Genomic DNA, 24,947 nt, shown 5'->3' with positions numbered 1-24,947 from the left:
TTCAAGTACTACATTTGTAAAGCAATGACTAAATTCCTTAATAAAATACAAAACCCAACACAGCTTCGTCTTTTAAAACAAGACGACTTACCTATCCTTGCTAAAGAACTTCGCGATTTTATTATCAATATTGTAGCCACAAAAGAAGGACATCTTGGTGCAAGTCTTGGTGTGATAGAGTTAACCATAGCGCTTCATTATGTATTTAACACACCAAAAGACCAATTAGTTTGGGATGTTGGACACCAAGCCTATGGACACAAAATATTAACTGGCAGACGCGATACTTTTGAAACCAACAGACAACTTGGTGGTTTAAGCGGTTTTCCAAACAGGTCAGAAAGCAACTTTGATACGTTTGGTGTAGGACACTCCTCTACTTCTATATCTGCAGCTTTGGGTATGGCAATTGCCTCTAAATTAAAAGGCGATTTAAACACACAACATATTGCAGTAATTGGCGATGCTTCTATAGCAAGCGGAATGGCTTTTGAAGGCTTAAATCACGCAGGTGTTACAGATGCCAATCTATTAGTTATTTTAAATGACAATGCTATTGGTATTGATCCAAGTGTTGGCGCGTTAAAGCAATATTTAACTAACGTTAAAAAAGGCACAGAAAAGCAAGACAATATTTTTGAAGCTTTAAATTTTGACTATTCAGGACCAATAGATGGCCATAATTTACCACTAATAATTTCAGAATTAAAGCGTTTACAAAACGTAAAAGGTCCAAAGTTTTTGCATGTAATCACCACAAAAGGAAAAGGTTTACGTCAAGCCGAAGAAAACCAAGTCACCTATCATGCACCAGGAAAATTCAATAAAGATACTGGCGAGCTAAACCCAAAATCAAACACCAAACAAGCACCTAAATACCAAGATGTTTTTGGGCATACTATTGTTGAATTAGCACAACAAAACGAAAAAATAATTGGGATTACACCTGCAATGCCAACAGGGAGCTCTTTAAAATACATGATGGAGCAAATTCCGGAGCGCGCTTTTGATGTTGGAATTGCCGAACAACATGCGGTTACATTTGCTGCTGGACTGGCCACACAAGGTATGGTTCCGTTTTGTAATATCTACTCTACCTTTTTACAACGTGCTTACGACCAAGTTATACATGACGTTGCTTTACAAAAATTACCTGTCATTTTCTGTTTAGATCGCGCAGGATTGGTTGGTGAAGATGGAGCAACACATCATGGTGTTTACGACTTATCTTATTTACGTTGCATCCCTAACTTGATAATTTTTGCGCCAAGAAATGAAGTCGAGTTACGTAACATTATGTACACTGCGCAGTTGGGTTTAAAACAGCCCATTGCTATTAGATACCCAAGAGGACGTGGTCAAAATTTAGATTGGCAGCAACCGTTTTCTAAAATTGAAATTGGAAAAGGTGAGTGCCTAAAACAAGGGACAACAACCGCAATACTTTCTATTGGGAATATGGCTAAAAATGTTACTGAAGCATTCGATTTAATTGAAGATACCTCAGCATTTTCTCATTACGACATGCGTTTTGTAAAACCATTAGATTTGGAGATGCTTCATAAAATATTTAAAACACACAAAACTATTGTTACTATTGAAGACGCTTCAGTTGTAGGTGGTTTTGGTAGTGCAATAGCTGAATTTTCAGTAAAACACAATTATAAAAATACGATAATTCTAAAAGGGATTCCGGATCAGTTTATTGAACACGGAACCGTTTTAGAATTACAGCAATCTATTCAGCTTGACTCTAAAAGCTTAAGTGAATTGTTAAAAAAAATGGCAGACTAAAAAATTAGTCTGCCATTTAAAATTATAAGGTAAATAGTGTATTAGTTTGTGGTAAACGACCACTCTTGACCAATACTTTTTACTCCGTTATTATCTTTAGTATCCACTCTCCAATAATATGTTGTAGCCGCAACAGTAGTTACATCAAAAGTTGATGTTGCTAAATCTAATTGACTAACAGCAGGATTTGTAGAAGTCCCAAAATATAAATCGTAAGTTAATGTATCTCCTGCATCTACATCTGAACCTGTCCAATCTAAAGTTGTTGTTCCTGCAGCTACAAAAGCATCTAAAGCTGGTGCATTTAATGCTGCTGTAAATGGAGCATAATTAGCCACTCCGTTTCCTTCAGTATAAAACGCTAAGGTAGGTGATGCTGCTGCATTATCCTCGCCATCTGAAGCCATAACGTTCCAATAATACGCTGTTCCTGCACCTAATTGGATTGTTATCGAAGTATTAGTGGTTGTTTGTTGTGCTACGATGTTAGTTTGGTCTCTATCTGTTGCAATTCTGATTGTGTATTCTAAAACATCATTATCTACATCTGTTGCTGCAGCCCATTCAAATGTAATGTTACTATCTATACATAACAAATCTGAACTTGGGTACACTAAATTTGAAACTGCTGTTGGAGCAGTATTTGGTACCGCTGGAGCTGCACCTCCTCCATCATCACTACTGCTACTGCAAGACGCACTAAAAAATGCTGTTATTGCTAATACAGGTATTAATTTAAATATCTTATTCATCTTTCTTTATTTTTTTATAATTTTTAAAACCTCTGGAGTATCTAAATCTACCTTAATAAAATAGATTCCTGAATTTAGATTAGCAAAAGGAACTTGAATATAATTTGCACTAGTTTTTTGATAGTTATTATTAAGTACTAACTTACCTGTAACATCATAAATTTGAATTCCGATTGTAGATTTAGAATCTGAACTTGGAATTGTTATTTTAAGATTATCAATTACTGGATTAGGACTAGCTTTTAAGCTTATCGCATTTTGAATTGTTTTTCTAAAAGTACCTTCACATGCTTTTGCTGTTTTTATCTCTAACTCTCCATTACCAACTAGATCTAAATCAAAATTAGTTTCAGAAGTTATCATGATAACTTCTTGGTTATATAATACTGTAAATGGAGCAGTACCTCTACTAACTTCTACATTGGTAGTATCTGAATTAAGAGTATTGTTATTAGCAATCTGCAATTCTATTACACCAGCTTCATCTATATTAATTTCAAAACATTGCTCGTAATCTATTGCAATATCATCTACAGAAACACAAACTGTATAAGAGCCAACAGGTAAATCTTCAAAAGTATAGGTATCATTAGTAAACGACTGAGATAAGTTTAATCCATTACCTACTAAAGTTGCAACGTAATCCACGTAAGTTTCATTAACCGTAACTACTACTTTTCCATTATCTTGACCATCACAAGTTTCTGAAATAATTTGTAAAGCAATATTATCTGCATTAGTATAACTAGTATCACAAACATCACCAATTCCGTTTCCGTTAGTATCTTGCTGATCTGTATTTGATACAGCTATACAGTTATCGACATCATCAAAAATAGTGTCACCATCTGTATCTTGACACGCATCTCCAACACCATTTCCGTCTGCATCCTCTTGACCTGGATTTGCAATTAATGGACAGTTATCATTTATATCTAATATTCCGTCACCATCTGTATCTTGACATGCATCTCCAATACCGTTTCCGTCTGAATCTGCTTGATCTGCATTAGCTGTATTAACACAATTATCGACTCCATTTAGAATACCATCACCATCTTCGTCACCATTTGCATCAATTTTAAACTCTCCAGAAAAGATTCCTCTACCATAAGTTGAAGCAAACACCATATTATCATCTCTTAAATCTAGGTCTGTTACTTTAACATTTGACATTCCGTTAAAAGCTTGACTCCAGTTTGGATTAGCATCAGAGAAATTATTTGTAAACCAAACACCTAATTCTGTTCCAATAATAACTTCGTTAGGACTTAAAGGGTTTTGTAAAATTGCTTTAACTGGCATATCAGGTAAATCTCCTTCTTTAGCTTGCCATACCAAACCACCATCGTTAGAATACCAAATACTCTCTACACCATAATTATGAATAGTTAAGAAAATTTCGTTTTCAGTAGCTCCAAATTCTACATCAGAAACACTTCCAAAAATCACATTTGAAGGATCTAATTTGGTAAATGTTGGTGTGGCTAAATTTGCATTTTCTATTAAAAACACATCTCCTAGAATTGTACCAACTAATACTTTTGATGACGTTGTAGTGTAAGGAGAAACAGTAAACGCAGTTGGTGTGCTTGTTAATAACGGATCTGTTAAACTTGCTGCTTGAAGTGTAGACTGAGATTTAATCCCAGAATATCTTCTAATAATACTATTGCCTCCTGACGAATAATTAGAATATAAAATATCTAAATTAGAATCTAATGCTTGAGGGTTTATAAACGCTCCATTTGAAGCAGTTTCATTGTTAATGGTAACATTAGAAGTTGTTGCAAAATTATAAACGTTTATCCCTGAGTTATACACGTAGTTTCTTACAAAATATTGATCTGTTCCGTCTTGGTCAAAAAATGTAAAAGCACCATCTCCACCATAAGCTTCAATCGTAGCATCTGTTTGATTTGGATTAGCATTTTCAAATAATTGTGTTCCATTATCTTGTAATCCTCCTGCAAAATAATCTCCTGTAAAAGCTGTTGTTGGAGCTACACCTACCGTATAGAATTGCGAGGTGTTAAAATCTTTATTTCTTGACGTTGTATTTGATCCTGCATTTGCAGAATAATATACACCTCCATCGTTACCAAAAGCAACTACTGTTGATGATCCATTTGCAAAGGTCATTGCATGCTGATCTGCATGAACTAAAGAAATATTTAAACTTGCAAGGTTATTATTATTTGACCATTTAGAGATTTGACTCCAGTTAGCACCTGCATTATTTGACTTAAATAAATCAATACCTCCTGCAAATATAGTTTGGTCATTATTAGGGTCTACCTCTAACATTAAATCGTAAAATGCCTGACCTCTTGTAAAGTCATTAGCTGGAATACCAGTATCTGCATCGTTAGGCAGACTCATTGTTAAGTTATTTGTAAAAGCGTCAACTGTTTTTTCCATTAAAACTGGAGCTGCAGCATTACTACCTTGTGCTAATACGTAAACCACATCTGCATTAGATGATGAAACCGCTATTTGCGTTCTAGTAGCATCCGGAACAGTACGTTTAACTGTAAACGTTACACCATCAGTAGAGTTAAGGATGTTTCCTCCACCATCACCAAAAACTGTACTATTAGTGGTTGATAACCAAATTTTGTTATCTGCACCAATTTCGATGTCGTTTGGACAAAATTTATTACCTAAAGTTGTTGTTGGTAAATTTACTTCGTTCCAATTTGTACCGTTATCAATTGATTTATATAATCCAAATTCTGGACCTGTTAAAAATGTTGCTGTACTTGCTGCTCCATAAAAACTATCTCCTGCTGCTACATAAACTTCTGAAACACCATTATTATCTCTTACTTTAATATCGTTTATAAATTGTATTCCTGGAACTAAATTACCATTTAAAACACCAATTTGCGGATTTAAAGACCCTGTTACAGTACCTGCATTAATCGCTGCTTCAATAAGATCTCCATCTGCTTGAGATATCATAACTGCAGGAATTACAATTGAGTCATCATCTCCTGACATATTAATTAATGCGTCATCCACATTATTCATCATTATAACTCCAATTGCTCCAGCATCTTGTGCTGATTTAACTTTTTCAATAAATGTACAAACCCCTCTTCTTATCAAAGCGATTTTTCCAGTCATGTCTATAGTTGATGGTCCACAACCTTCATTAGGATTATTGGATGTTTGACCGTTAGTACCTGTAAAAGGTACAGATCCATCCGCTAAAATAAACTCGGCTGTAATTACAGTATCAATACTTCCTCCAAAAATGCTTGTAGGATTAGAGATATAATCTCCAGCAATACTGCTTGGCGCATTAACCGTAATATTATTTATAATAGTTTGTGCTGTTGTTGGTCCAGAGATACCTCCTAAAACTTTAGCCCAAGTTGTACCTGCATCTTCAGACTTCCAAACACCATCTCCATTTACATCTCCTCCAACGTAAGATTCTCCTGTTCCAACATAAAAAATGTTAGTATTATTTGGATCATAAGTGATACAGCTAACTGCTAAATTTTCTGGAATATCAATTCTAGTCCAGCTAGAATTAGCGTCTGAAATATTAGTGTTTTTCCATAAACCTCCACTAACTCCACCTGCAAAAAGGGTTTGGTTAGTTGTGTCATTAGGATCAAACATAATAGCTCTTGTTCTACCTCCAACATTATTAGGACCTCTTTCTGTCCAACTGTTATCAATAGCATCTCCTGGCACTCTACCTGAAGCTAAAAAGGCTTGTCTTTTAGCTTGTTGAGCTTCTCTAATTTGTTTAAGATTTTCTGTTGTTGGTCTTCCTAAAATAGGATCCATTGTTAACTCCCATTCTTGTTCGTAGTATTTGTTAGGAGTTAATCCAGCAGCTTTTCTTTCTGGTTTAGTTAATTTTAAAACGTCTTTAAAAGGACTGTTTTCTAAATGTTTTTTGTGAATTTCTTTAGCGTTAGCCATCTCAGAAATTTCAGAGTTTTTTACTTTAGTTAGGGTAAAAAAAGCAAGACATACTAAAACGCATGACGTTAGGATAATAATTTTCTTCTTCATTTTATTTTTTTAAGAGCATAAAAATACCGGTTTTTAATATTTTTTTAAGAGTTTTATTGTTAAAAATTTATTTAATTAGAAGAAATACGAATTATAAACTAAACCCTTTTATTTTTCTATATTCGATAATCGCTTGACTATCAGACATTAAAGACACGTAATGACATACATTTAGCAATCTTACATACAAACTATCTGTATTAAAGTCTAATGTTGACGGTAAACCTTTCATTATTAACTTATCATAATTAGTAGCTTTTCCTAAAAAAGTATTATTGACAGCTTTACTGTAAGTATTTAATAATGAATTTAATATTTGATAACCAGCAATTTCTTTATCTACTACATCTTTAGATTGATACACTTTATCAATGCTTAATTTTATAATATCATTGATTTGTGCTTCATACTTACTTTTATCCAATAAGCTAATACTAAACTGACCGTTAAGTATAGCTTCTTCGTTTTCCATAAATATGGTGACTGCTTCGTTAATTAATGTATTAATGGCTAATGCACGTAAATAACTTACCCTATCCTTAGTATTAGTTAGCTTATGGTATTTATTAGTGTTAATGGAATTTCGAACTAAATTAATAAGATATTCTAATGCATACTCCTCTTCAATTAATCCAAGATTAATTCCGTCTTCAAAGTCTATTATTGTATAACATATATCGTCTGCAGCTTCAACTAAAAAAGCTAAAGGGTGACGAGAGTAGCTTAAGTTGGCAGCATTACCTCTTGGAATTAAACCTAACTCTTCTGCAACGTCTTTAAATGATTCTTTTTCGGTTTGAAAAAAACCATACTTTTTATCTGCAATATGTTGTGTTGGTTTTTTAGGTAATGAGGCTTTTGGATATTTAGTAAAAGCACCTAGCGTAGCATAGCTTAATCTTAAACCACCTTCTCTTCCTGCACGACTTTGCGTAACAATTTTAAAACCGTTTGCATTACCTTCAAAATCACATAAATCTTGATACTGACTATCAGTTAAATCATGCTTGTAATGCTGTCCTTCACCAGAAATAAAAAATTCGCCAATTGCTTTTTCACCAGAATGCCCAAAAGGCGGATTACCTATATCATGTGCTAATGCTGCTGAAGCTACAATTGCTCCAAAATCGTTTGGTAAATAGCCATGTATATTTTGAAGATGTGGATGCTTTTCTAAAATTTTTTGCCCAACTTTTCTACCCAAAGAGCGTCCCACAACACTAACCTCTAAACTATGGGTTAATCGTGTATGTACAAAGTCTGTTTTAGACAATGGTATTACTTGCGTTTTATCCTGAAGGCTTCTAAACTCTGACGAAAAAATGACACGGTCATAATCTACTTCAAAACCTAATCTGGTCTCATCTTGTTCTTTTCTTAATCTTTTATTAGTGTCGCCAAAGCGCTTTAACGATAGTAATTGCTCCCAATTCATATTCAAAATTTAGTATTGCAAGATAACTATTTGAAAAATAAAGCAAAGTACTTTCTAATGTTAACTTAACGTTTACAAAAAGTGATACTAAAACGACCCTGTTAACCTTTAGCTAACTTTTTGGTGACTAACTATTAATCTGCAGTTAACCTTGACTTTACAACATCAAGGTTTCTTTGCACCAAGAATTTTAATAGTCAAAATGAAAAATTTAACATACTTACTTTTTGCTTTATTTAGCATCGCAACTTATTCTCAAAATGGTTCGTTATCAGGAACTTTAACTGATAAAGAATTTAACGACGAACCGCTAGCATTTGCCAATATCTTAATTAAAGGCACTACTATAGGTACAACATCTGATGATAATGGTCAATATCAATTTACCGACCTTAAGCCAGGTGCATATAATATAGAATTTAGTTTTGTTGGTTACCAAACACAAACCATTGCAACTACAGTGGAAGCTGGAAAAACAACAACAATTGATATTGCAATGGGAGCAAGTGCTGCGTCTCTAGACGAAGTAATTTTAGAAACGGTTACAACCAAGCGTGAAAGCGAAACTGCATTGTTGTTAGACCAGAAAAAAGCGGTCGAAATCAAACAAAGTATTGGTGCAGAAGAATTATCAAGAAAAGGAGTTAGTGATGCTGCTGGTGCTGTTGCCAAAATATCTGGTGTATCTAAGCAAGAAGGATCAAGCAACGTATACGTAAGAGGTCTTGGGGACAGATACCTTAACACAACCATGAATGGATTATCATTACCTTCTAATGATGTTAACAAGAAAAATATTGATTTAAATCTATTTTCATCAGACGTTATTCAAAACGTGTCGATAAGTAAAGCTTATGCTTCTCAATTTTACGGAGACTTTGCTGCTGGAAATGTAGATATCACTTCTAAAGAACATAAAGGCGGTAGCTTTGCAACTGCTTTTACAGGTAGTGGCTTTAACACTAATGCTATTGACAAAAACTTTGTACGTAGTGAAGGTACAGGTTACTTTGGTTTTTATGGTAGAAATGAGCATAATCCATTTGCAATTATATTATCTCATGGTGTAGATCCTGTAGCTGTAGACACACCAATAAATGTGGCTTATGGTGCATCAGGTGGTAGCTCTTTTAATTTTGAAAACGGTTCTAGATTAAGCTTTTTTGTAACTGGTGGATTTGAAAACAACTACGAATACAGACAAGGTAGGTCTGTAGATTTTTCTACAGTGGAGAAAAAAGCATTTGAAGCTGCTGAAGAATATGAGTATTCTACAACCTCAACAGCTATGGCTAATATTAATTACAAAATAAACTCTGATAATACTCTAAGTTTTAATTCTGTATTTATTAATAGCTCTTCTGACGAGGTTGGATATTATGGAACAGATGGTAATGGAAGAAGCAGAGATGCCATCCTAAACACAGACAAAGGGTTTTACCAACAAAACATACAGTTTGATCAAACTAAAATGTTTGTCAATCAATTAATAGGAAATCATAAATCAGGTGATTTTGAATTAGATTGGGGATTTGGATACAACAAAGTGTTTTCTGATCAACCAGACCGTAAGCGTTTTAGTGTAGAAAACTATGATTATGCTTTAGATAATGATCCTACAACAAACCCAACCTTTTACAGCAATGTAGTATTTGATAACCAACGTTACTTTCAAAAAATTGAAGATGACGAATATAATGGTCGCATCAATTTAGCTTACGAAGTTAATGACAATCTTAAATTTAACTTTGGATACAATGGTCGTAACAAAACAAGACAATTTAATAATGTTAGATATGGTTACGATATAGTTGATAGTAATTATCAAATAACAGATGTAAACAACTTTGATTCAGTTTTTAATCTTGACAACTTAAATCTTACTGAATCGTCAAACGGTTTATACGAAATTAAAGTACTAAAACCTTACCCAACACTTTCTAACACTAACAGACCTGGACTTTTTGAAAACACTTACAATGGAAAGCTTAATATTTATGCTGGATATGTAGATGCTCAAATTAAAGCAGGAGAAAAATGGTTGTTTGTACCAGGCGTAAGATTAGAAAATTTTGAGCAAAGTATTGATTACAACGTGATCAACTTAGGAAATAATGGTGTAGACTCTAAAATATCTGAAGAAACATTTATTTTACCAAGTTTAAATATTAAATACAGCCTAACGGATGATCAAAACCTAAGATTATCTGCAAGTAAAACAGTATCTACACCAGAGTTTAAAGAAATAGCTCCTTTTGTTTACGAAGACGTATCAACTCGTATAGGTGGTAATCCAGATGCACTTGGTTACTCTGAAGTTTTAAATATTGATTTAAAATATGAGTGGTTTTTTAGTAAAAGTGAAATCTTTTCAATAGGTGCATTTACCAAACAAATTGACAATCCAATAAATCTTGTTGTTGTTGGTGATGCAACAGGTACTCAACGTTATGTAAGAACAGGAGATCAAGCAACTGTTTATGGTGTTGAAGTTGAATTAAGAAAAGACCTATTAGTTGACGCAGATCAAAACACCAATTTATCATTTGGAGTTAATGCTACTTACATGAAAACTAAACAAGATTTATATGAAAACATAGATGGTACTTTTGATTTAGCTTTCAATAAAACCGAAGACGAATTACAAGGTGCTTCACCATTTATCCTAAATGCAGACATCAGCTATTCTCCAACATTTAAAAACTACAAGCCTGTTGCCAACTTAGTCTTTTCATACTTCTCTGACCGCATCGACGCATTGGGTTCTGGTGATTTAGGTAATATTGTAGAAAAAAGTGTTCCAACTTTAGACTTTATCTGGAAAAACACAATCAATGATAATTTTGAAATCAACTTAAGCGCTAAAAATCTTTTAAACCCAACTATCCAATACGTTAGAGAAGACCAAAATCAAGGCGATGTATTAGTAGTATCTGCAAACGGAAAAGGTGTTACAGATTACAAAAGAGGTATGAATATAGGACTTCAACTTAAATATAAATTTTAATAAACATAACGCAAAAACATAGTACAACTAAAAAACTAAAAACAATGAAAAAACAAATAATTTTAGGCTTAGCATTAGCAGCAACAGTATTCTCTTGCTCTACTGATGACACATCTGATATTGTAATTAACGACAACAGTGTAACAAACAACACGTCTGGAGGAGGTCCAACTGACCCTTCAACTATTTTCTTGTCTGGTACTTATACTGAAGACTTAACATTAGATGCTAACAACACTTATAAGTTAAATGGATCTTTAATTATGGCAAGTGGAACCACTTTAACTATTCCGCCATGTATGACTATTAAGGCTTTATCATCTGGAGCAGATGTATATATTGCAATATCTCAAGGTGCACAAATCATAGCTAATGGTACTGCAGATTGCCCTATTGTTTTTACATCTGACGCTGCAAGTCCTGCTGCTGGAGATTGGGGAGGATTAATCTTACTAGGAAAAGCACCTATCAACTCTGTTACAGGAACAAACACTGCAACTTCTGAAATTGCAAGTTTACCTTACGGTGGAAATGTTGCAAACGATAATTCTGGATCTTTAAGCTATGTACGTGTAGAGTATTCTGGTGGTGCAGCTGATGGACAATCTGAAAATAACGGATTCTCTTTTTATGGTGTAGGTAACGGAACGTCTGTAAACTACATCCAAGCTTACGAAGGAAAAGATGATGGAATCGAATTTTTTGGAGGAACAGTTAATGCAAGCTACATCTCTGTAATCAATGCAGAAGATGACTCAGTAGATTGGACTGAAGGTTTTTCTGGAACATTAAATAATGTTTACATCTCTAACAGAGCAACAGATGACAAAGCAATTGAAGCTGATGGTTACAATACAGACTTTAGTAATGCTACAGGAATATTTTCTAAGCCAACTTTAAACAATGTATCTATTATTGGAGAAGGTTCAGCTAACTCATCAGAAGCGGTTAGATTAAGAGCTGGTACACAAGGTATATTTAACAACATAATGATTACAGGATATGCTGAAGGTTTTGATTTAGATGATGCTGACACAGGAAACGGAGTTGTAAGTGACGATCTTCAGGTAACAGGAGTAACTTTTGTTGACGTTTTAACTAAAGTTAAAAATGATACTACTGTAACTTTTACAGATGCTGACTTTTTCACTGCAGAAGGTTCTGCAACTGGAACAGATTATACAACTTGGGGAGCTGGTTGGACAATCAATTAAACCAATATACATATATCAAAAAAAAGCCTTGCAAATGCAAGGCTTTTTTTTTGATATAACAACTTAATTACTAGTAGCTACTGGATTTTTTACTTCCCACTCGCTAACATTAGCAATTTTGTTATTACTATAATCTACTTCTTTAAGAGTGGTATCATTCCAATAAAACCACTTGCCGACTTTTTTACCATTATCATAACTTGCTGAAACTTGTTTCTTGCCTGCTGTATCAAAACTTAACCACTCACCTTGCAACTTACCATCTGTCGTATAAGCTCCTGTTTGGCTTACAACTCCATTGTCGTGATAATAAACAACTTCTATTAAGTTAGTGTTTTTATTAAGTTTTAAATCCCTTTTGTCTTGAGCAAAAGAAACCACAGTAAATAAAAAAGCAATTGAAACTAAAATTGATTTCTTCATAATTATGGGTTTTAACATTATACTTCAAAGATACACAATTCATAACATTTATGCAACATTTACGTAACATTAAATTAACATTGGAATTATAAAACACTGAAAAACAATCGTTAAACAAATTAAATTAACATAATAATCCTTAATAATTACATAATATTAGGGTTACATTAAAATCACTTTGTGTGTTGATATTTGTTGGTGTCTTAAGACAACACAATTAGTATTTCATATAATCTATTAGTTTTTGTCGACTACATTATTATGATTTCTAATGAGACTGCTTTTGGCCAAAGCAGTCTTTTTTTATTAATTTTATAAGGTTAATACTTAGGAAACATTAAGTTAACATTAGAGTTATTTCTTTGCAGCGACAAAAACTAATACCTTGTAATGAAACTTACTTTATCTATTGCACTATTCTTGTGCGTAATCTTAACTGTGCGTGCTCAAGAAATTAGTGATACTTCCTTTGGTAAAGGACTAATTAATTTTACAGCAAAGGACAGTTCTTTTAGTATAAAATTTGCACCTCGCTTTCAGGTTAGATCTATATCCTCTTGGGATCATGATGGGTCGCAATATACTAGTCCAGAACACAACTTTATTGTGCGACGTGCACGTTTAAAGTTTGATGGTTTTGCCTACAGTCCAAAATTAAAATACAAAATAGAATTAGGTTTATCTAACAGAGATATTTCTGGTGCAAACCAATTTAATCGTAATACACCTAGATATATTTTAGATGCTGTAATTATGTGGCAATTTGCTGATAATTGGGAGCTTTGGGCTGGACAAACAAAATTACCAGGTAATGTAGAGCGTGTTGTGTCATCCGCAAATCTGCAATTAATTGATCGTTCTTTATTAAACAGTCGTTTTAATATTGATCGTGACTTAGGATTACAATTACGACACACATCAAACTTAGGAGGTGATTTTTTAATGCGTCAAAAATTAGCTATTTCCCAAGGCGAAGGTCGAAATGTCTCGGAAGGTAACGAAGGTGGTCTACAATATACAGGTCGTTTAGAGTTTTTACCTTTTGGTAAGTTTCAATCTAAAGGAGACTATATACAAGCAGATTTAAAAAGAGAATCTAAGCCTAAATTAATGTTAGGGTTCACTTATAATTTTAACGAAAACGCTGTACGCGAACGAAGCGGTTTAGGCGACTACCTATTTAAAAGTGATGGCACATTGTATGAAACCAACATATCTACTATTTTTGCAGATGCTATGTTTAAATACAAAGGATTTTCATTTATGGGAGAATATGCTAATAGAGAGGCCGATCAACCTATAGCAATTGACACAGATGGTACAACACCAACTGGAGATATTGTTTTAACTGGTAAAGCCCTAAATTTACAAGCTGGCTATTTATTTAAAAGTAATTATGAAATTGCAGCTAGATACACTACATTAACTTATGATGCTGTAACCGGAAACTTACCGACAGATCAGTACACTCTAGGAGGATCTAGATACATTGTTGGACACAAACTAAAAGTACAAACAGATTTAAGTTACACAACTGTAAGCGGTAACGAAGATAACATTACCTTTAGACTTGGATTTGACCTTCATTTTTAACAATAAAACATAACATTGTCATAACATTGCACTCGAAAACAGTAAAGATATTTGCAAACTTATTTTAATTAAAAACTATGGATAATATTTATTTATTTATGTTGATTGCCATAACAGTATTAGCAATCGTTGATATTGTTGTAGGTGTTAGTAATGACGCCATCAACTTCCTAAACTCAGCTATAGGCTCCAAAGCCATTTCTATGCGAACTATCATGATAGTTGCTAGTTTAGGTATCTTTATTGGTGCAGTATTTTCTAGCGGAATGATGGAAGTAGCACGTAAAGGTATTTTTGTACCTGCTATGTTTAGCTTTGAGGAGATCATGTATATATTTATGGCAGTAATGATTACTGATATTTTACTACTTGACTTTTTTAACACTTTAGGTTTACCAACATCCACTACTGTATCCATTGTATTTAACCTACTTGGTGCAGCAGTTGTAATGTCATTAATTAAAATTAGTGCTTCAGACACGCAAACATTTGCAGATTTAGGAAACTATATTAACACTAAAAAAGCTGTCGAAATTATTACAGGAATTGTAATGTCTGTCTTTATAGCATTTACTGTTGGTTCATTAGTACAATGGGTATCGCGTTTAATTTTTACTTTTCAATACGAAAAAAAATCTAAATATTTTGGAGCTATTTTTGGTGGTATATCATTAGCTTCAATAACTTACTTTATCTTTTTAAAAGGTCTTAAAGGGACTCCTTTTTACAAAAGCATTAATAGTGTTGTAGAAGGAAACGAATTATACATACTAATAGGAAGCGTTATTTTCTGGACTTTATTTTCGTATATTTTTCAAAAATTAACTAAAAAAAGTGTTCTTATTATAGTAATAGCAGTTGGTACATTTGGATTAGCATTAGCCTTTTCTGGAAATGACTTGGTAAACTTTATTGGTGTACCTATGGCAGCTTACCACTCGTTTGAAGCGATGCAAACAGCCTTTGCTACTTCAGGAACATTACCAGCAGATTTCTCTATGGCAATTTTAGAGAAAAAAGTACCCGCCGAGCCTTTATTATTGTTTATTTCTGGAGCTATTATGGTATTAACGTTATGGTTTTCTAAAAAAGCTAAAACAGTAGCCGAAACTGAAATTAACCTATCTAGCCAAGGCGATACGCATGAAAAATTTGAACCTAACATGTTATCTAGAGGTATTGTAAAAGGAACCTCAGCTTTATCTGATTACTTTAGTGCTATTGTACCTAAATCAACGCAAGCAAAAATTGACAAAAGTTTTCAAAAGCCTACTGCTAAAGCTTTGACTAAAACACAAAGTAAAGATTTACCAGCTTTTGATATGATTAGAGCATCTGTTAACCTTATGGTGGCTGGTGTATTAATTGCAATTGCTACATCTATGAAACTGCCTTTATCTACAACTTACGTAACGTTTATGGTAGCAATGGGTACATCCTTTGCGGATCGTGCTTGGGGACGCGAAAGTGCTGTATATAGAGTTGCTGGTGTATTAAATGTAATTGGTGGTTGGTTTGGAACTGCTATTGGAGCCTTTTTTGCTGCAGGTACAGTCGTGTTTTTAATAAAGTGGAATCCTAAAGTGATGACACCAATATTATTACTATTAACTGCTATTTTACTAGTTAGAAATTATTTATCACACAAAGAGACATCTAACAAAACTGCTCCAGAGGATAGCTTAACAGACTCAGAAAGTAGCTCTGTACAAGGTGTTATTCACGAAAGTGCTAAAAACATTGCTAACGTTGTAAAAAGAGGAAACAAAATTTACACTAACGCTATTAATGGTTTAGCTAAACAGGATAGCGCATTACTTAAAAAGAATAAAAAACAAGTTATTAAACTGTCTACAGAAGTAGATGCACTTAGAGATAATATCTTTTATTTTATTAAAAATTTAGATGAATCTAGCTTAAACGCAAGTAACTTTTACATCAATATTTTAGGTTATTTACAAGACATGACGCAGTCGTTAGACTACATTACTAAAATGAGTCATAAACACGTAAACAACAATCATAAAAAATTAAAGTTTAGTCAAATAAAAGAGCTTAAAGAGATTGATGCACGTTTTGATTTGTTTTTCAATAATACACAAAACGCATTTAACTCACGCTCATTTGAACAAATAGGAGATATTTTAGGAAGAAAGAATGAAATAATGGAACTTGTTTCCTCTAAAATTATTAAGCAAGTAGAGCGTACAAGAACTGAAGAGTCTAGTCCAAAAAATACAACCTTATATTTTAATTTATTATCAGAAACTAAGGATTTACTTAGTGCTACTATGAATCTTTTAGAAGAGTACCATAACGCTCATGATGCGTCTGTAACTCCTGCTACTTTAGAAGAGGAATAAATTAAATACCATTTATAATAAAAAGCTACCCTTAATCAGGTAGCTTTTTTTATGTCTATACATCAATAGTTAATACTTTAAGTATAGTCCATACTACTTTATGGTATTCAAAATTAAAAAAAAACAAAGACTTAGCCTAACCTAATTAAAACCATAATAAACAGGTGTTTAAAGTCTAAAAATCAAACTAAAAGCACACACCGTTTTCAATAAACCCAAGATTAAAACATCCAAAACAGCTTAGCTTTCGTAAATAGAATAACTAAAAAATTAATGTATTTATGAAAAAAACATCAATAGCCTTATTCGCTTTAGTAATATTGTCATCATGCGTTTCTAAAAAGAAATTTGTCGCATTAGAACAAGAAAAAGGACAAATAACTAGCGAACTACAAAAGACTCAGGTTGAAAAAGAAGAATTAGAAGCTAAATTTGCAAAAATTGAAGCTAGAGTAAATGAGTATAATTCTAAAATCAATAATCTGACTGATGAAGTAGGTGTTTTAACTGAAGAAAATCAGACTAAATTTGACGCAGTTGGAAACAAAGCTGTTATTTCAGAAAAAGCTAAAGTTGGTATGCGCGAAACTTTAAGTCGTGTAAGTCCAGAAGTAATGAAATATGTTACTACATTGGAAGACTCAATGAACATGGCTTTATCATTAAACTTAAAACGTTTTGTTGACACTACAGATTTAGATGAAAGTGATGATATCGCGATTAACATCGAGGAAACTGTAGTTATGATATCTATTTCTGATAAAATGCTTTTTAATAGCGGAAGCTACAGAATTAGCAAAAAAGCAGACAAAATATTAAAAAAATTAGCTGACGTTATAAACTCTGAGCCAAGCTTAGATGTTATGATTGAAGGTCATACAGACTCTAGAACAATCAGTACAGATAAAGTAGCTGACAACTGGGATTTAAGTGTATTACGTGCCACTTCTGTAGTTAGAAAACTACAAAAAGACTTTGGTGTGGCACCAGAAAAATTAATTGCATCTGGTAGAAGCAGCTATAAACCAGTTACAGATAACGACACTAGCGAAGGACGTTCTAGAAACAGACGTACGCGTATTTTAATACTGCCTAACATTGATAAGTTTTTTGCTTTAATGGCGCAACAAAACTAGTTAGACACAACATATATTTTAAAAAAAGCATTCAATTTTGGATGCTTTTTTTTGTATCTAAAAGTTATAAAAATTGTAATAATCAATCATTAAGATTATAAAATTATGGATAAAGTGAATAATCATGCCTAACCAAAGTGTGTTATAGCGACTTCTTAAAAACCCTAACAATAATCCAAAAGGAAAAATCCATAAAAAAGAAAATATTGAAAAGTGAATTACCGCAAATAAAAACGCTGTCGCTATTATAGTAAGCCTTGTGCTTGTCACCTCTTTTAAGGCATTAAACAAGACGCCTCTAAAAGCCAACTCCTCTATAACTGCTGGCATTAACGCAATAAATAGTGTTGCCCACAATAAAGGATAATCCAAGTACAAATACTCTTGAAAATAGTTTACAGATGCGCCATCCGCAACAAAACTATTAATAAACCCAATAAAAAAGTAAACAAAAGTGCTTGTTAATATTGGTGTAACAATCGCAAAAGCAAGATGCTTAAGTTTTAAACCTTTGTAGTTGTATAATTGTAAAACGGGTTGCAAATCAAACGACGCAAAACCAATCACAATACACGCAAAGCCTATAACTGTAATAATTTCGGCCTCTAAATTATTAGGAAACGTGATATCTATGTAATAAACTAACAACATATAAACCAACATTGCTATATAAAAACCAATAATGGTAGACACCTTTTTAAGCTTATTAGTAGACACATTTTTTACAACAGACTGTCCGCATTGCGAACAAAATTTAACTTCTGTTTCAAAAATATAATTACAATTTTTACAGAAAATAGACATTACGCAACTTTATTAATGGAGGATGCCGAATAAATCCCTTTGGCTAGATATCCAATGATTAATATTTTCCAGATTATTCCTGCTACTAATGTTAAAGGATCTGCAATAGCTGTAATAATTAGTAAAGTTAGATATAACAATAATCCTAAAATCAAGGCTATTAAAGGTCGTTGTTTAGACCAAAAACCCAAAACAACGTATACAATACTAACAACCAAGTTAATGCTTAAAGGTACTATATCTTCAGTTTTATAATAGATAAAAAACCCAAATACAGTAATAATACTTGCAATTATGAATAAAGTTTTTCTGGCCGATTTTATTTTCTCGTAAGCATTGTCCGTTTTACGCTTATCCATTACGCGTTTAGCATAAAACTTAGCAATGTCCTGATCGCTACCCTTTATTGGATATCCACATTCAGAACAAAAAGAGGCTTCTTCCTTTGCTGGTGTTTCACAATGTTTACATTCTGATTGTAATATTATACTTTGCGGTATTTCCATTAACACTTTACTTTGGTTTAGTAATATAGTATTTATTGTAGATTTTGAACAAAAAAAAGCATCCGAATGTGGATGCTTTTTTTATCATAACACTTAATACTAGCAAGTTTATATACCTGCTTTTTTATTTAAGAACCACACATTAAGCAATCATCACCTTCAGCATCTTTAGCTTGAGCGATTAAAGCTTTCATTTCTTCTGGTGTCATTGGTTCTGCTTCTGCACTAGATGTATTTGCAAACTTAGCTGCTGTATTAGCTGCTTTTTGTTGTTTTTGAGCTACACCATCATTTTCTGCAACCTCAACCGTAGCTTTTACTTCTACTGGTTCTGCCTTCTTTATTTTTGTAACCGTCATTTTTTTAGCGTCTACTGCACTCTTAGACCTTAAGTAGTACATTCCTGTTTTTAAACCGCTTTTCCATGCGTAAAAATGCATAGATGTTAGTTTAGCCATAGTTGCACCTTCTAAAAACAAGTTAAGCGATTGTGATTGATCAATAAAATAACCACGTTGTCTAGACATATCAATAATGTCTTTCATGCTTAACTCCCAAACGGTTTTATATAAATCCTTTATGTCCTGAGGAATAATATCTACATTTTGAACAGAACCGTTAGCTCTCATGATTTCGTTTTTAAGATTATCATCCCATAATCCTAAGTCTACTAAATCTTCAAGTAAATGCTTATTTACTACAATAAACTCTCCTGATAATACACGACGTGTGTAAATATTAGAGGTGTAAGGTTCAAAACATTCGTTATTACCTAATATTTGACTTGTAGATGCTGTTGGCATTGGTGCTACTAATAATGAGTTACGCACACCATGTTTTTTAACATCGCTTCTTAATTTATCCCAATCCCAACGTCCACTTAAAGTGTCCTCTTGGATATTCCATAAATTGTGTTGGAATTGTCCTTGACTAATTGGTGATCCTTCATAGGTTTGGTATGGTCCATCTACTTTTGCTTCTTCCATACTTGCTGTTAAAGCAGCATAGTAAAGGGTTTCAAAAATATCTTGGTTTAATGCTTTTGCTGCATCACTAGTAAAAGGCATACGCAATTTAATAAACGCATCTGCCAATCCTTGCACGCCTAAACCAACTGGTCTATGACGGAAGTTAGAATTTTCTGCTTCTTTAACAGGATAGTAATTACGATCAATTACTTTATTTAAGTTTTTAGTAACACGCTTGGTAATACGGAACAACTCTTTATGGTCAAACTCTCCATTTTTAATAAACATTGGTAACGCTATTGACGCTAGATTACATACAGCAACTTCATCCTTAGAAGTATACTCCATAATCTCTGTACACAAGTTAGATGATTTAATAGTCCCTAAATTTTTCTGGTTTGACTTACGGTTTGCTGCATCTTTATACAACATATAAGGCGTACCTGTTTCGATTTGAGATTCTAAAATTTTCTCCCAAAGCTCACGTGCTTTTATAGACTTACGTCCTTTACCTTCTGCTTCATACTTAGTATATAGAGCTTCAAACTCTTCGCTATGTACATCAGATAATCCTGGACATTCGTTTGGACACATTAATGTCCACTCTGCATTATCTTGGACACGTGCCATAAATAAATCTGGCATCCACATGGCGTAAAATAAATCACGCGCACGTAGCTCTTCCGCTCCTGTATTTTTCTTTAAATCTAAAAAACTAAAGATGTCTGCATGCCAAGGCTCTATATACATTGCAAAACTACCTTTACGCTTTCCACCACCTTGATCCACGTAACGCGCAGTATCATTAAATACCTTTAACATTGGTACAATACCATTACTAGTACCATTTGTACCAGCAATATAACTACCTGTAGCACGTACATTATGGATTGACAATCCAATACCTCCTGCAGATTGTGATATTTTAGCGGTTTGTTTTAATGTGTCGTAAATACCATCTATACTATCATCTTGCATAGCTAATAAAAAGCATGAAGACATTTGTGGTTTTGGCGTACCAGAATTAAAAAGTGTTGGTGTGGCGTGTGTAAAATATTTTTTAGACATCAGCTCGTATGTTTCGATAGCTGCTTCTAAATCGTTTAAATGGATACCTATAGAAACACGCATTAACATATGCTGTGGTCTTTCGGCAATTTTCCCATTTAGTTTTAATAAATATGAACGCTCTAAAGTTTTAAACCCAAAATAATCATAACTAAAATCACGATTATAGATAATAGTCGAGTCTAATTTATCTTTATTATCCATGATGACGTTATACACCTCATCAGACAATAAAGGAGCTTCTTTACCTGTTCTTGGGTTTACGTACATGTATAAATCATGCATGACTTCACTAAATGTCTTTTTAGTGTTTTTGTGTAAGTTAGATACTGATATACGAGCAGCTAAACGTGCATAATCTGGATGAGATGTTGTCATTGTTGCAGATACCTCTGCAGCTAGATTATCTAATTCACTAGTAGTAACTCCGTCATATAATCCTTCAATTACACGCATAGCAACTTTTAATGGATCTACAAGTTCGTTTAAACCATAGCACAATTTACGCACTCTGGCAGTTATTTTATCGAACATTATTTGCTCTTTTCTTCCGTCTCTTTTAATTACATACATACTTTACACTGTTTATTATTCTTTTCTGATTTGCCTTTCAGAAAAGGGGTTAACTTCTTGACCTAAATATAGACCAACCTGTTTTTCAATAGGTTAGTTATTTAAGTATTAATTATTTTTTTTGGGTTGGGTATAAAAAGTTTGTTAAGCGTTGCATGCAATGCTATAACAACTAAATAATCCAATAAAAATTATCTACGATTAGATTTCGGTATTAAAAGTCGAAATCCATATTGTATTTATCCTCATCAACTTCTTTGTTCATAACACCAGCCTTTTGGTAATCACCAACTCTTTTTTCAAAAAAGTTAGTTTTACCTTGTAGTGATATCATTTCCATAAAGTCAAATGGATTAGCGGTATTATAAACCTTATCGCAACCTAAGTCATCTAATAAACTATCGGTTACAAACTCAAGATACTGAGTCATTAAATTAGCATTCATACCAATTAAACTTACTGGAAGAGATTCTGTTATAAATTCTCTTTCAATGTTTAAGGCATCTACTATGATTTCTTTAATACGTTCTTTTGGCACTTTATTGACTAAGTGGTTTTCATGAAGGTGTACTGCAAAATCACAGTGCATTCCTTCATCACGAGAAATCAACTCGTTAGAAAACGTTAAACCTGGCATAATACCACGTTTTTTCAACCAAAATATAGCACAAAATGAACCTGAGAAGAAAATCCCTTCTACTGCTGCAAACGCAATTAAACGTTCAGCAAAGCTAGGAGATTCTATCCATTTTAGTGCCCAATCTGCTTTTTTCTTAATAGCTGGAAACGTTTCAATAGCATTAAACAAGCCATTTTTTTCAGTTTCATCTTTAACATAAGTATCAATTAATAATGAATACGTTTCACTGTGTATGTTTTCCATCATAATTTGGAAACCATAAAAGAATTTTGCCTCACTATACTGTACTTCGTTTACAAAGTTTTCAGCTAAATTTTCGTTAACAATACCATCGCTAGCAGCAAAAAATGCTAGAACATGTTTGATAAAGTAACGCTCGTCGTCATTTAATTTTTCTTTCCAATCTGAAATGTCTTGGTGTAAATCAATCTCTTCTGCTGTCCAAATACTAGCCATAGATTTTTTATACCACTCCCATAAATCATGGTGTTGAATAGGAAAAATTACGAATCTATCTTTATTTTCTGCTAAAATTGGCTCTACTTCTTGCGACATTGTACTATGTTTTTCTGTGATTATAATATGCGATTATTTGCTTTGACTTGGGACTAACAAAGATTGGAAATAATCTATGATTTAAAAAGCTTGTTTAAGCTAAATGTTTTCAAAGTTTTTAACATCGATTGTTGAAATGTAGGTCTACAAGTGGCTGTTGTTGATGTTTCGGATTTTTTAACATTTTAATATTTTTTTAACATTGAAATTAAACGCTTAAAACACCTAAACAAACAAAAATAAGTTGTAATTTAATAGTCATTTTTTTTTCATCAAATTTAAAATACATACTACACTTCTAACTGACTAACACTCTAGTCACTATGTAACCTTTAACAAAAAATACTTTTGTAGCATCTTATTTATCAGCGACATACAACGAAACCTAAAAGTTTTGTTTTGTTTGCATTATTAAAAATAAAATACGTAAATGGCATAAAAAAAATGAAACTGAGATTATTATTATTTTGTAAAATATTACAATTAATACCACAAAAACGTTGCTACTAAAAATACACAAAACGTATTTTATAACAAACGTCAATTAGTATCAAAATTTGATATAAATAGTGTTAAAAAAAAATTGTTTTTATTTGAATGGAGCATTACAAAATCATCTCACTTTTCCCTTTTAAATTAAGTTAAAAAGAGATGAGATTTTAGCCTTAAATAGTAAAGCTTTTTATACTTTTCTTTAAGAGAATTAAAGTATGATTTTTATAGTTGACTTAAAACTATTGGCAGAGCCGAATTATTTAGACATTTTTTCGGCAACTTTTTCAAGTTCTGTATACCAATCTTCTCCAAATTTTCTAATAAGTGCTTCTTTAACAAATTTATAAACTGGCACTTGTAATTCTTTACCTAAGGTACAAGCATCATCACAAATATCCCATTTATCATAGTTAACAGCAGAAAACTCGGTATAATCCTTAACTCTTATTGGATACAAATGACAAGAGACTGGTTTTTTCCAATCTACATCGCCTTGATTATAGGCTTCCTCAATACCACAAAGCGCAGTTTTTTTCTTATCAAAAATAACATAAGCACAATCTGCACCATTAATTAAAGGGGTTTCTATATCTCCAAAATCGGTAACAATAGACGTGCCCTGAGCTTCAATTGCAGCAATACCTTCTTTACGTAAATACGGTTTTACTTTTGGGTAAATGTCTTTTAATATTTGAGCTTCTTCTTTAGATAAAGGTGCACCAGCATCTCCATCAATACAACATGCGCCTTTACATGCAGAAAGATTACACATAAAATCCTTTTCTATTATAGCCTCAGACACTATAGTTTTACCTAATTGAAACATAAAATAACTTAACTTATTTTTTTACAAATATAAAGCATCTAAATAAAGTAAGCGCTATAATTTTAAAACTAGTAACTTATTCATTGTTTAGCACTAAAATTCAATGAATTAAGACTACTTTTGCAAAAAAATTAAATAATTAAAATTATACGTTATGCCAATAAATTTTAAAGAAATATTTACTGTATTTATGGTGCTTTTTGCAGTAATTGATATTGTAGGTAACATTCCAATAATTATTGATTTGCGTAAAAAAGTTGGTCATATACAAAGTGAAAAAGCGTCAATTATAGCTGGAATTATATTAATCTCATTTTTATTTTTAGGAAAAAGCATATTAAATCTTATTGGTATTAATGTCAGCTCATTTGCGGTAGCAGGATCATTTATATTATTTTTTATTGCTTTAGAAATGATTTTAGGAATAACCCTATACAAAGAAGAAGACACTAACCCTTTAACTGCATCTGTGTTTCCGTTAGCTTTCCCGCTAATTGCTGGACCAGGTAGTTTAACTACATTACTGTCTTTACGTGCTGAGTATGATATTAAAAATATAATTATAGCTGTAATTTTAAACGTGATTGTAATTTACATTGTTTTAAAAACATCTAAACGCATTGAACGCCTTATTGGTCAAAACGGAATTAGCATTATTAGAAAAGTTTTTGGAGTCATCTTATTAGCAATTGCTGTCAAACTGTTTACCGACAATATCAAAGTACTTTTAACCTAATTGTTGTATTTTTATAAAAATTTA

General features: G+C 32.7%; 16 protein-coding genes. 7 read left to right on the top strand and 9 right to left on the bottom strand.

Annotated features, from left to right (window positions below; genetic code table 11):
• The first annotated feature begins 24 nt into the window (after window positions 1-24).
• Window positions 25-1,794 (top strand): 1-deoxy-D-xylulose-5-phosphate synthase, encoded by a 1,770-nt coding sequence (dxs, locus tag B2989_RS02225; protein ID WP_292943508.1) that lies wholly within the window; start codon window positions 25-27, stop codon window positions 1,792-1,794.
• A 41-nt stretch (window positions 1,795-1,835) separates the two neighbouring features.
• On the opposite strand, the gene B2989_RS02220 is transcribed toward dxs, so the two are convergent.
• The 3 genes from B2989_RS02220 to B2989_RS02210 all read right to left on the bottom strand — a co-directional run bounded on the left by B2989_RS02220 (window position 1,836) and on the right by B2989_RS02210 (window position 8,016).
• Window positions 1,836-2,546, bottom strand: coding sequence for a hypothetical protein (locus tag B2989_RS02220; RefSeq protein WP_145005895.1), 711 nt, complete (start codon window positions 2,544-2,546; stop codon window positions 1,836-1,838).
• Between the two features lie 6 nt (window positions 2,547-2,552).
• The gene (locus tag B2989_RS02215; protein WP_292943504.1) at window positions 2,553-6,581 is read right to left on the bottom strand and encodes a thrombospondin type 3 repeat-containing protein; all 4,029 of its coding nucleotides are present in this window, start codon (window positions 6,579-6,581) and stop codon (window positions 2,553-2,555) included.
• Window positions 6,582-6,672: 91 nt separating this feature from the next.
• Window positions 6,673-8,016: a deoxyguanosinetriphosphate triphosphohydrolase gene (locus B2989_RS02210; RefSeq protein ID WP_292943501.1), complete on the bottom strand. Its 1,344-nt coding sequence runs from the start codon at window positions 8,014-8,016 to the stop codon at window positions 6,673-6,675.
• Window positions 8,017-8,218: 202 nt separating this feature from the next.
• On the opposite strand from B2989_RS02210, the gene B2989_RS02205 reads away from it, so the two are divergent.
• Window positions 8,219-11,023: a TonB-dependent receptor gene (locus B2989_RS02205; RefSeq protein ID WP_292943499.1), complete on the top strand. Its 2,805-nt coding sequence runs from the start codon at window positions 8,219-8,221 to the stop codon at window positions 11,021-11,023.
• A gap of 44 nt (window positions 11,024-11,067) precedes the next feature.
• Complete coding sequence (locus B2989_RS02200; protein ID WP_292943497.1) at window positions 11,068-12,237, top strand: multidrug transporter; 1,170 nt, start codon at window positions 11,068-11,070, stop codon at window positions 12,235-12,237.
• 63 nt (window positions 12,238-12,300) lie between these two features.
• Here B2989_RS02200 and B2989_RS02195 read toward each other — a convergent pair whose 3' ends face one another.
• Window positions 12,301-12,660 (bottom strand): toxin-antitoxin system YwqK family antitoxin, encoded by a 360-nt coding sequence (locus tag B2989_RS02195; protein ID WP_292943495.1) that lies wholly within the window; start codon window positions 12,658-12,660, stop codon window positions 12,301-12,303.
• Window positions 12,661-13,050: 390 nt separating this feature from the next.
• Here B2989_RS02195 and B2989_RS02190 point away from each other — a divergent pair, with 390 nt between their 5' ends.
• From B2989_RS02190 to B2989_RS02180, 3 genes are all read left to right on the top strand, one after another.
• A complete protein-coding gene (locus tag B2989_RS02190; protein ID WP_292943493.1) occupies window positions 13,051-14,253 on the top strand; it encodes a porin in 1,203 nt (400 codons plus the stop codon).
• Between the two features lie 77 nt (window positions 14,254-14,330).
• On the top strand, window positions 14,331-16,616 hold the full coding sequence (locus tag B2989_RS02185) for an inorganic phosphate transporter (RefSeq protein WP_292943491.1): 2,286 nt from the start codon (window positions 14,331-14,333) through the stop codon (window positions 16,614-16,616).
• Between the two features lie 281 nt (window positions 16,617-16,897).
• Window positions 16,898-17,752, top strand: coding sequence for an OmpA family protein (locus tag B2989_RS02180; protein WP_292943489.1), 855 nt, complete (start codon window positions 16,898-16,900; stop codon window positions 17,750-17,752).
• Window positions 17,753-17,809: 57 nt separating this feature from the next.
• Here the strand turns inward: B2989_RS02180 and B2989_RS02175 are convergent, their stop codons facing one another.
• The 5 genes from B2989_RS02175 to B2989_RS02155 form a co-directional block, all read right to left on the bottom strand.
• Window positions 17,810-18,556 carry a CPBP family intramembrane glutamic endopeptidase gene (locus tag B2989_RS02175; RefSeq protein WP_292943487.1) on the bottom strand — a complete coding sequence of 249 codons (747 nt, stop codon included), beginning with the start codon at window positions 18,554-18,556 and terminating at the stop codon, window positions 17,810-17,812.
• Complete coding sequence (locus B2989_RS02170) at window positions 18,556-19,062, bottom strand: zinc ribbon domain-containing protein (protein WP_292943485.1); 507 nt, start codon at window positions 19,060-19,062, stop codon at window positions 18,556-18,558. The genes B2989_RS02175 and B2989_RS02170 overlap by 1 nt, the downstream gene beginning before the upstream one ends.
• 128 nt (window positions 19,063-19,190) lie before the next feature.
• Window positions 19,191-21,671, bottom strand: coding sequence for a ribonucleoside-diphosphate reductase subunit alpha (locus B2989_RS02165; RefSeq protein ID WP_292943483.1), 2,481 nt, complete (start codon window positions 21,669-21,671; stop codon window positions 19,191-19,193).
• Window positions 21,672-21,885: 214 nt separating this feature from the next.
• A complete protein-coding gene (locus tag B2989_RS02160) occupies window positions 21,886-22,866 on the bottom strand; it encodes a ribonucleotide-diphosphate reductase subunit beta (protein ID WP_145005853.1) in 981 nt (326 codons plus the stop codon).
• Window positions 22,867-23,617: 751 nt separating this feature from the next.
• Entirely contained in the window at window positions 23,618-24,187 is a 570-nt protein-coding gene (locus tag B2989_RS02155; RefSeq protein ID WP_292943480.1) for a DUF3109 family protein, read from the bottom strand.
• Window positions 24,188-24,341: 154 nt separating this feature from the next.
• On the opposite strand from B2989_RS02155, the gene B2989_RS02150 reads away from it, so the two are divergent.
• The gene (locus B2989_RS02150; RefSeq protein ID WP_145005848.1) at window positions 24,342-24,923 is read left to right on the top strand and encodes a MarC family protein; all 582 of its coding nucleotides are present in this window, start codon (window positions 24,342-24,344) and stop codon (window positions 24,921-24,923) included.
• Window positions 24,924-24,947 lie beyond the last annotated feature (24 nt).

The sequence above is a fragment of the Olleya sp. UBA1516 genome (genome assembly GCF_002323495.1).
GTDB lineage: Bacteria > Bacteroidota > Bacteroidia > Flavobacteriales > Flavobacteriaceae > Olleya.
The sequence above is the reverse complement of the archived record's forward strand: the minus strand, read 5'-3'. Positions and strand labels throughout refer to the sequence as shown.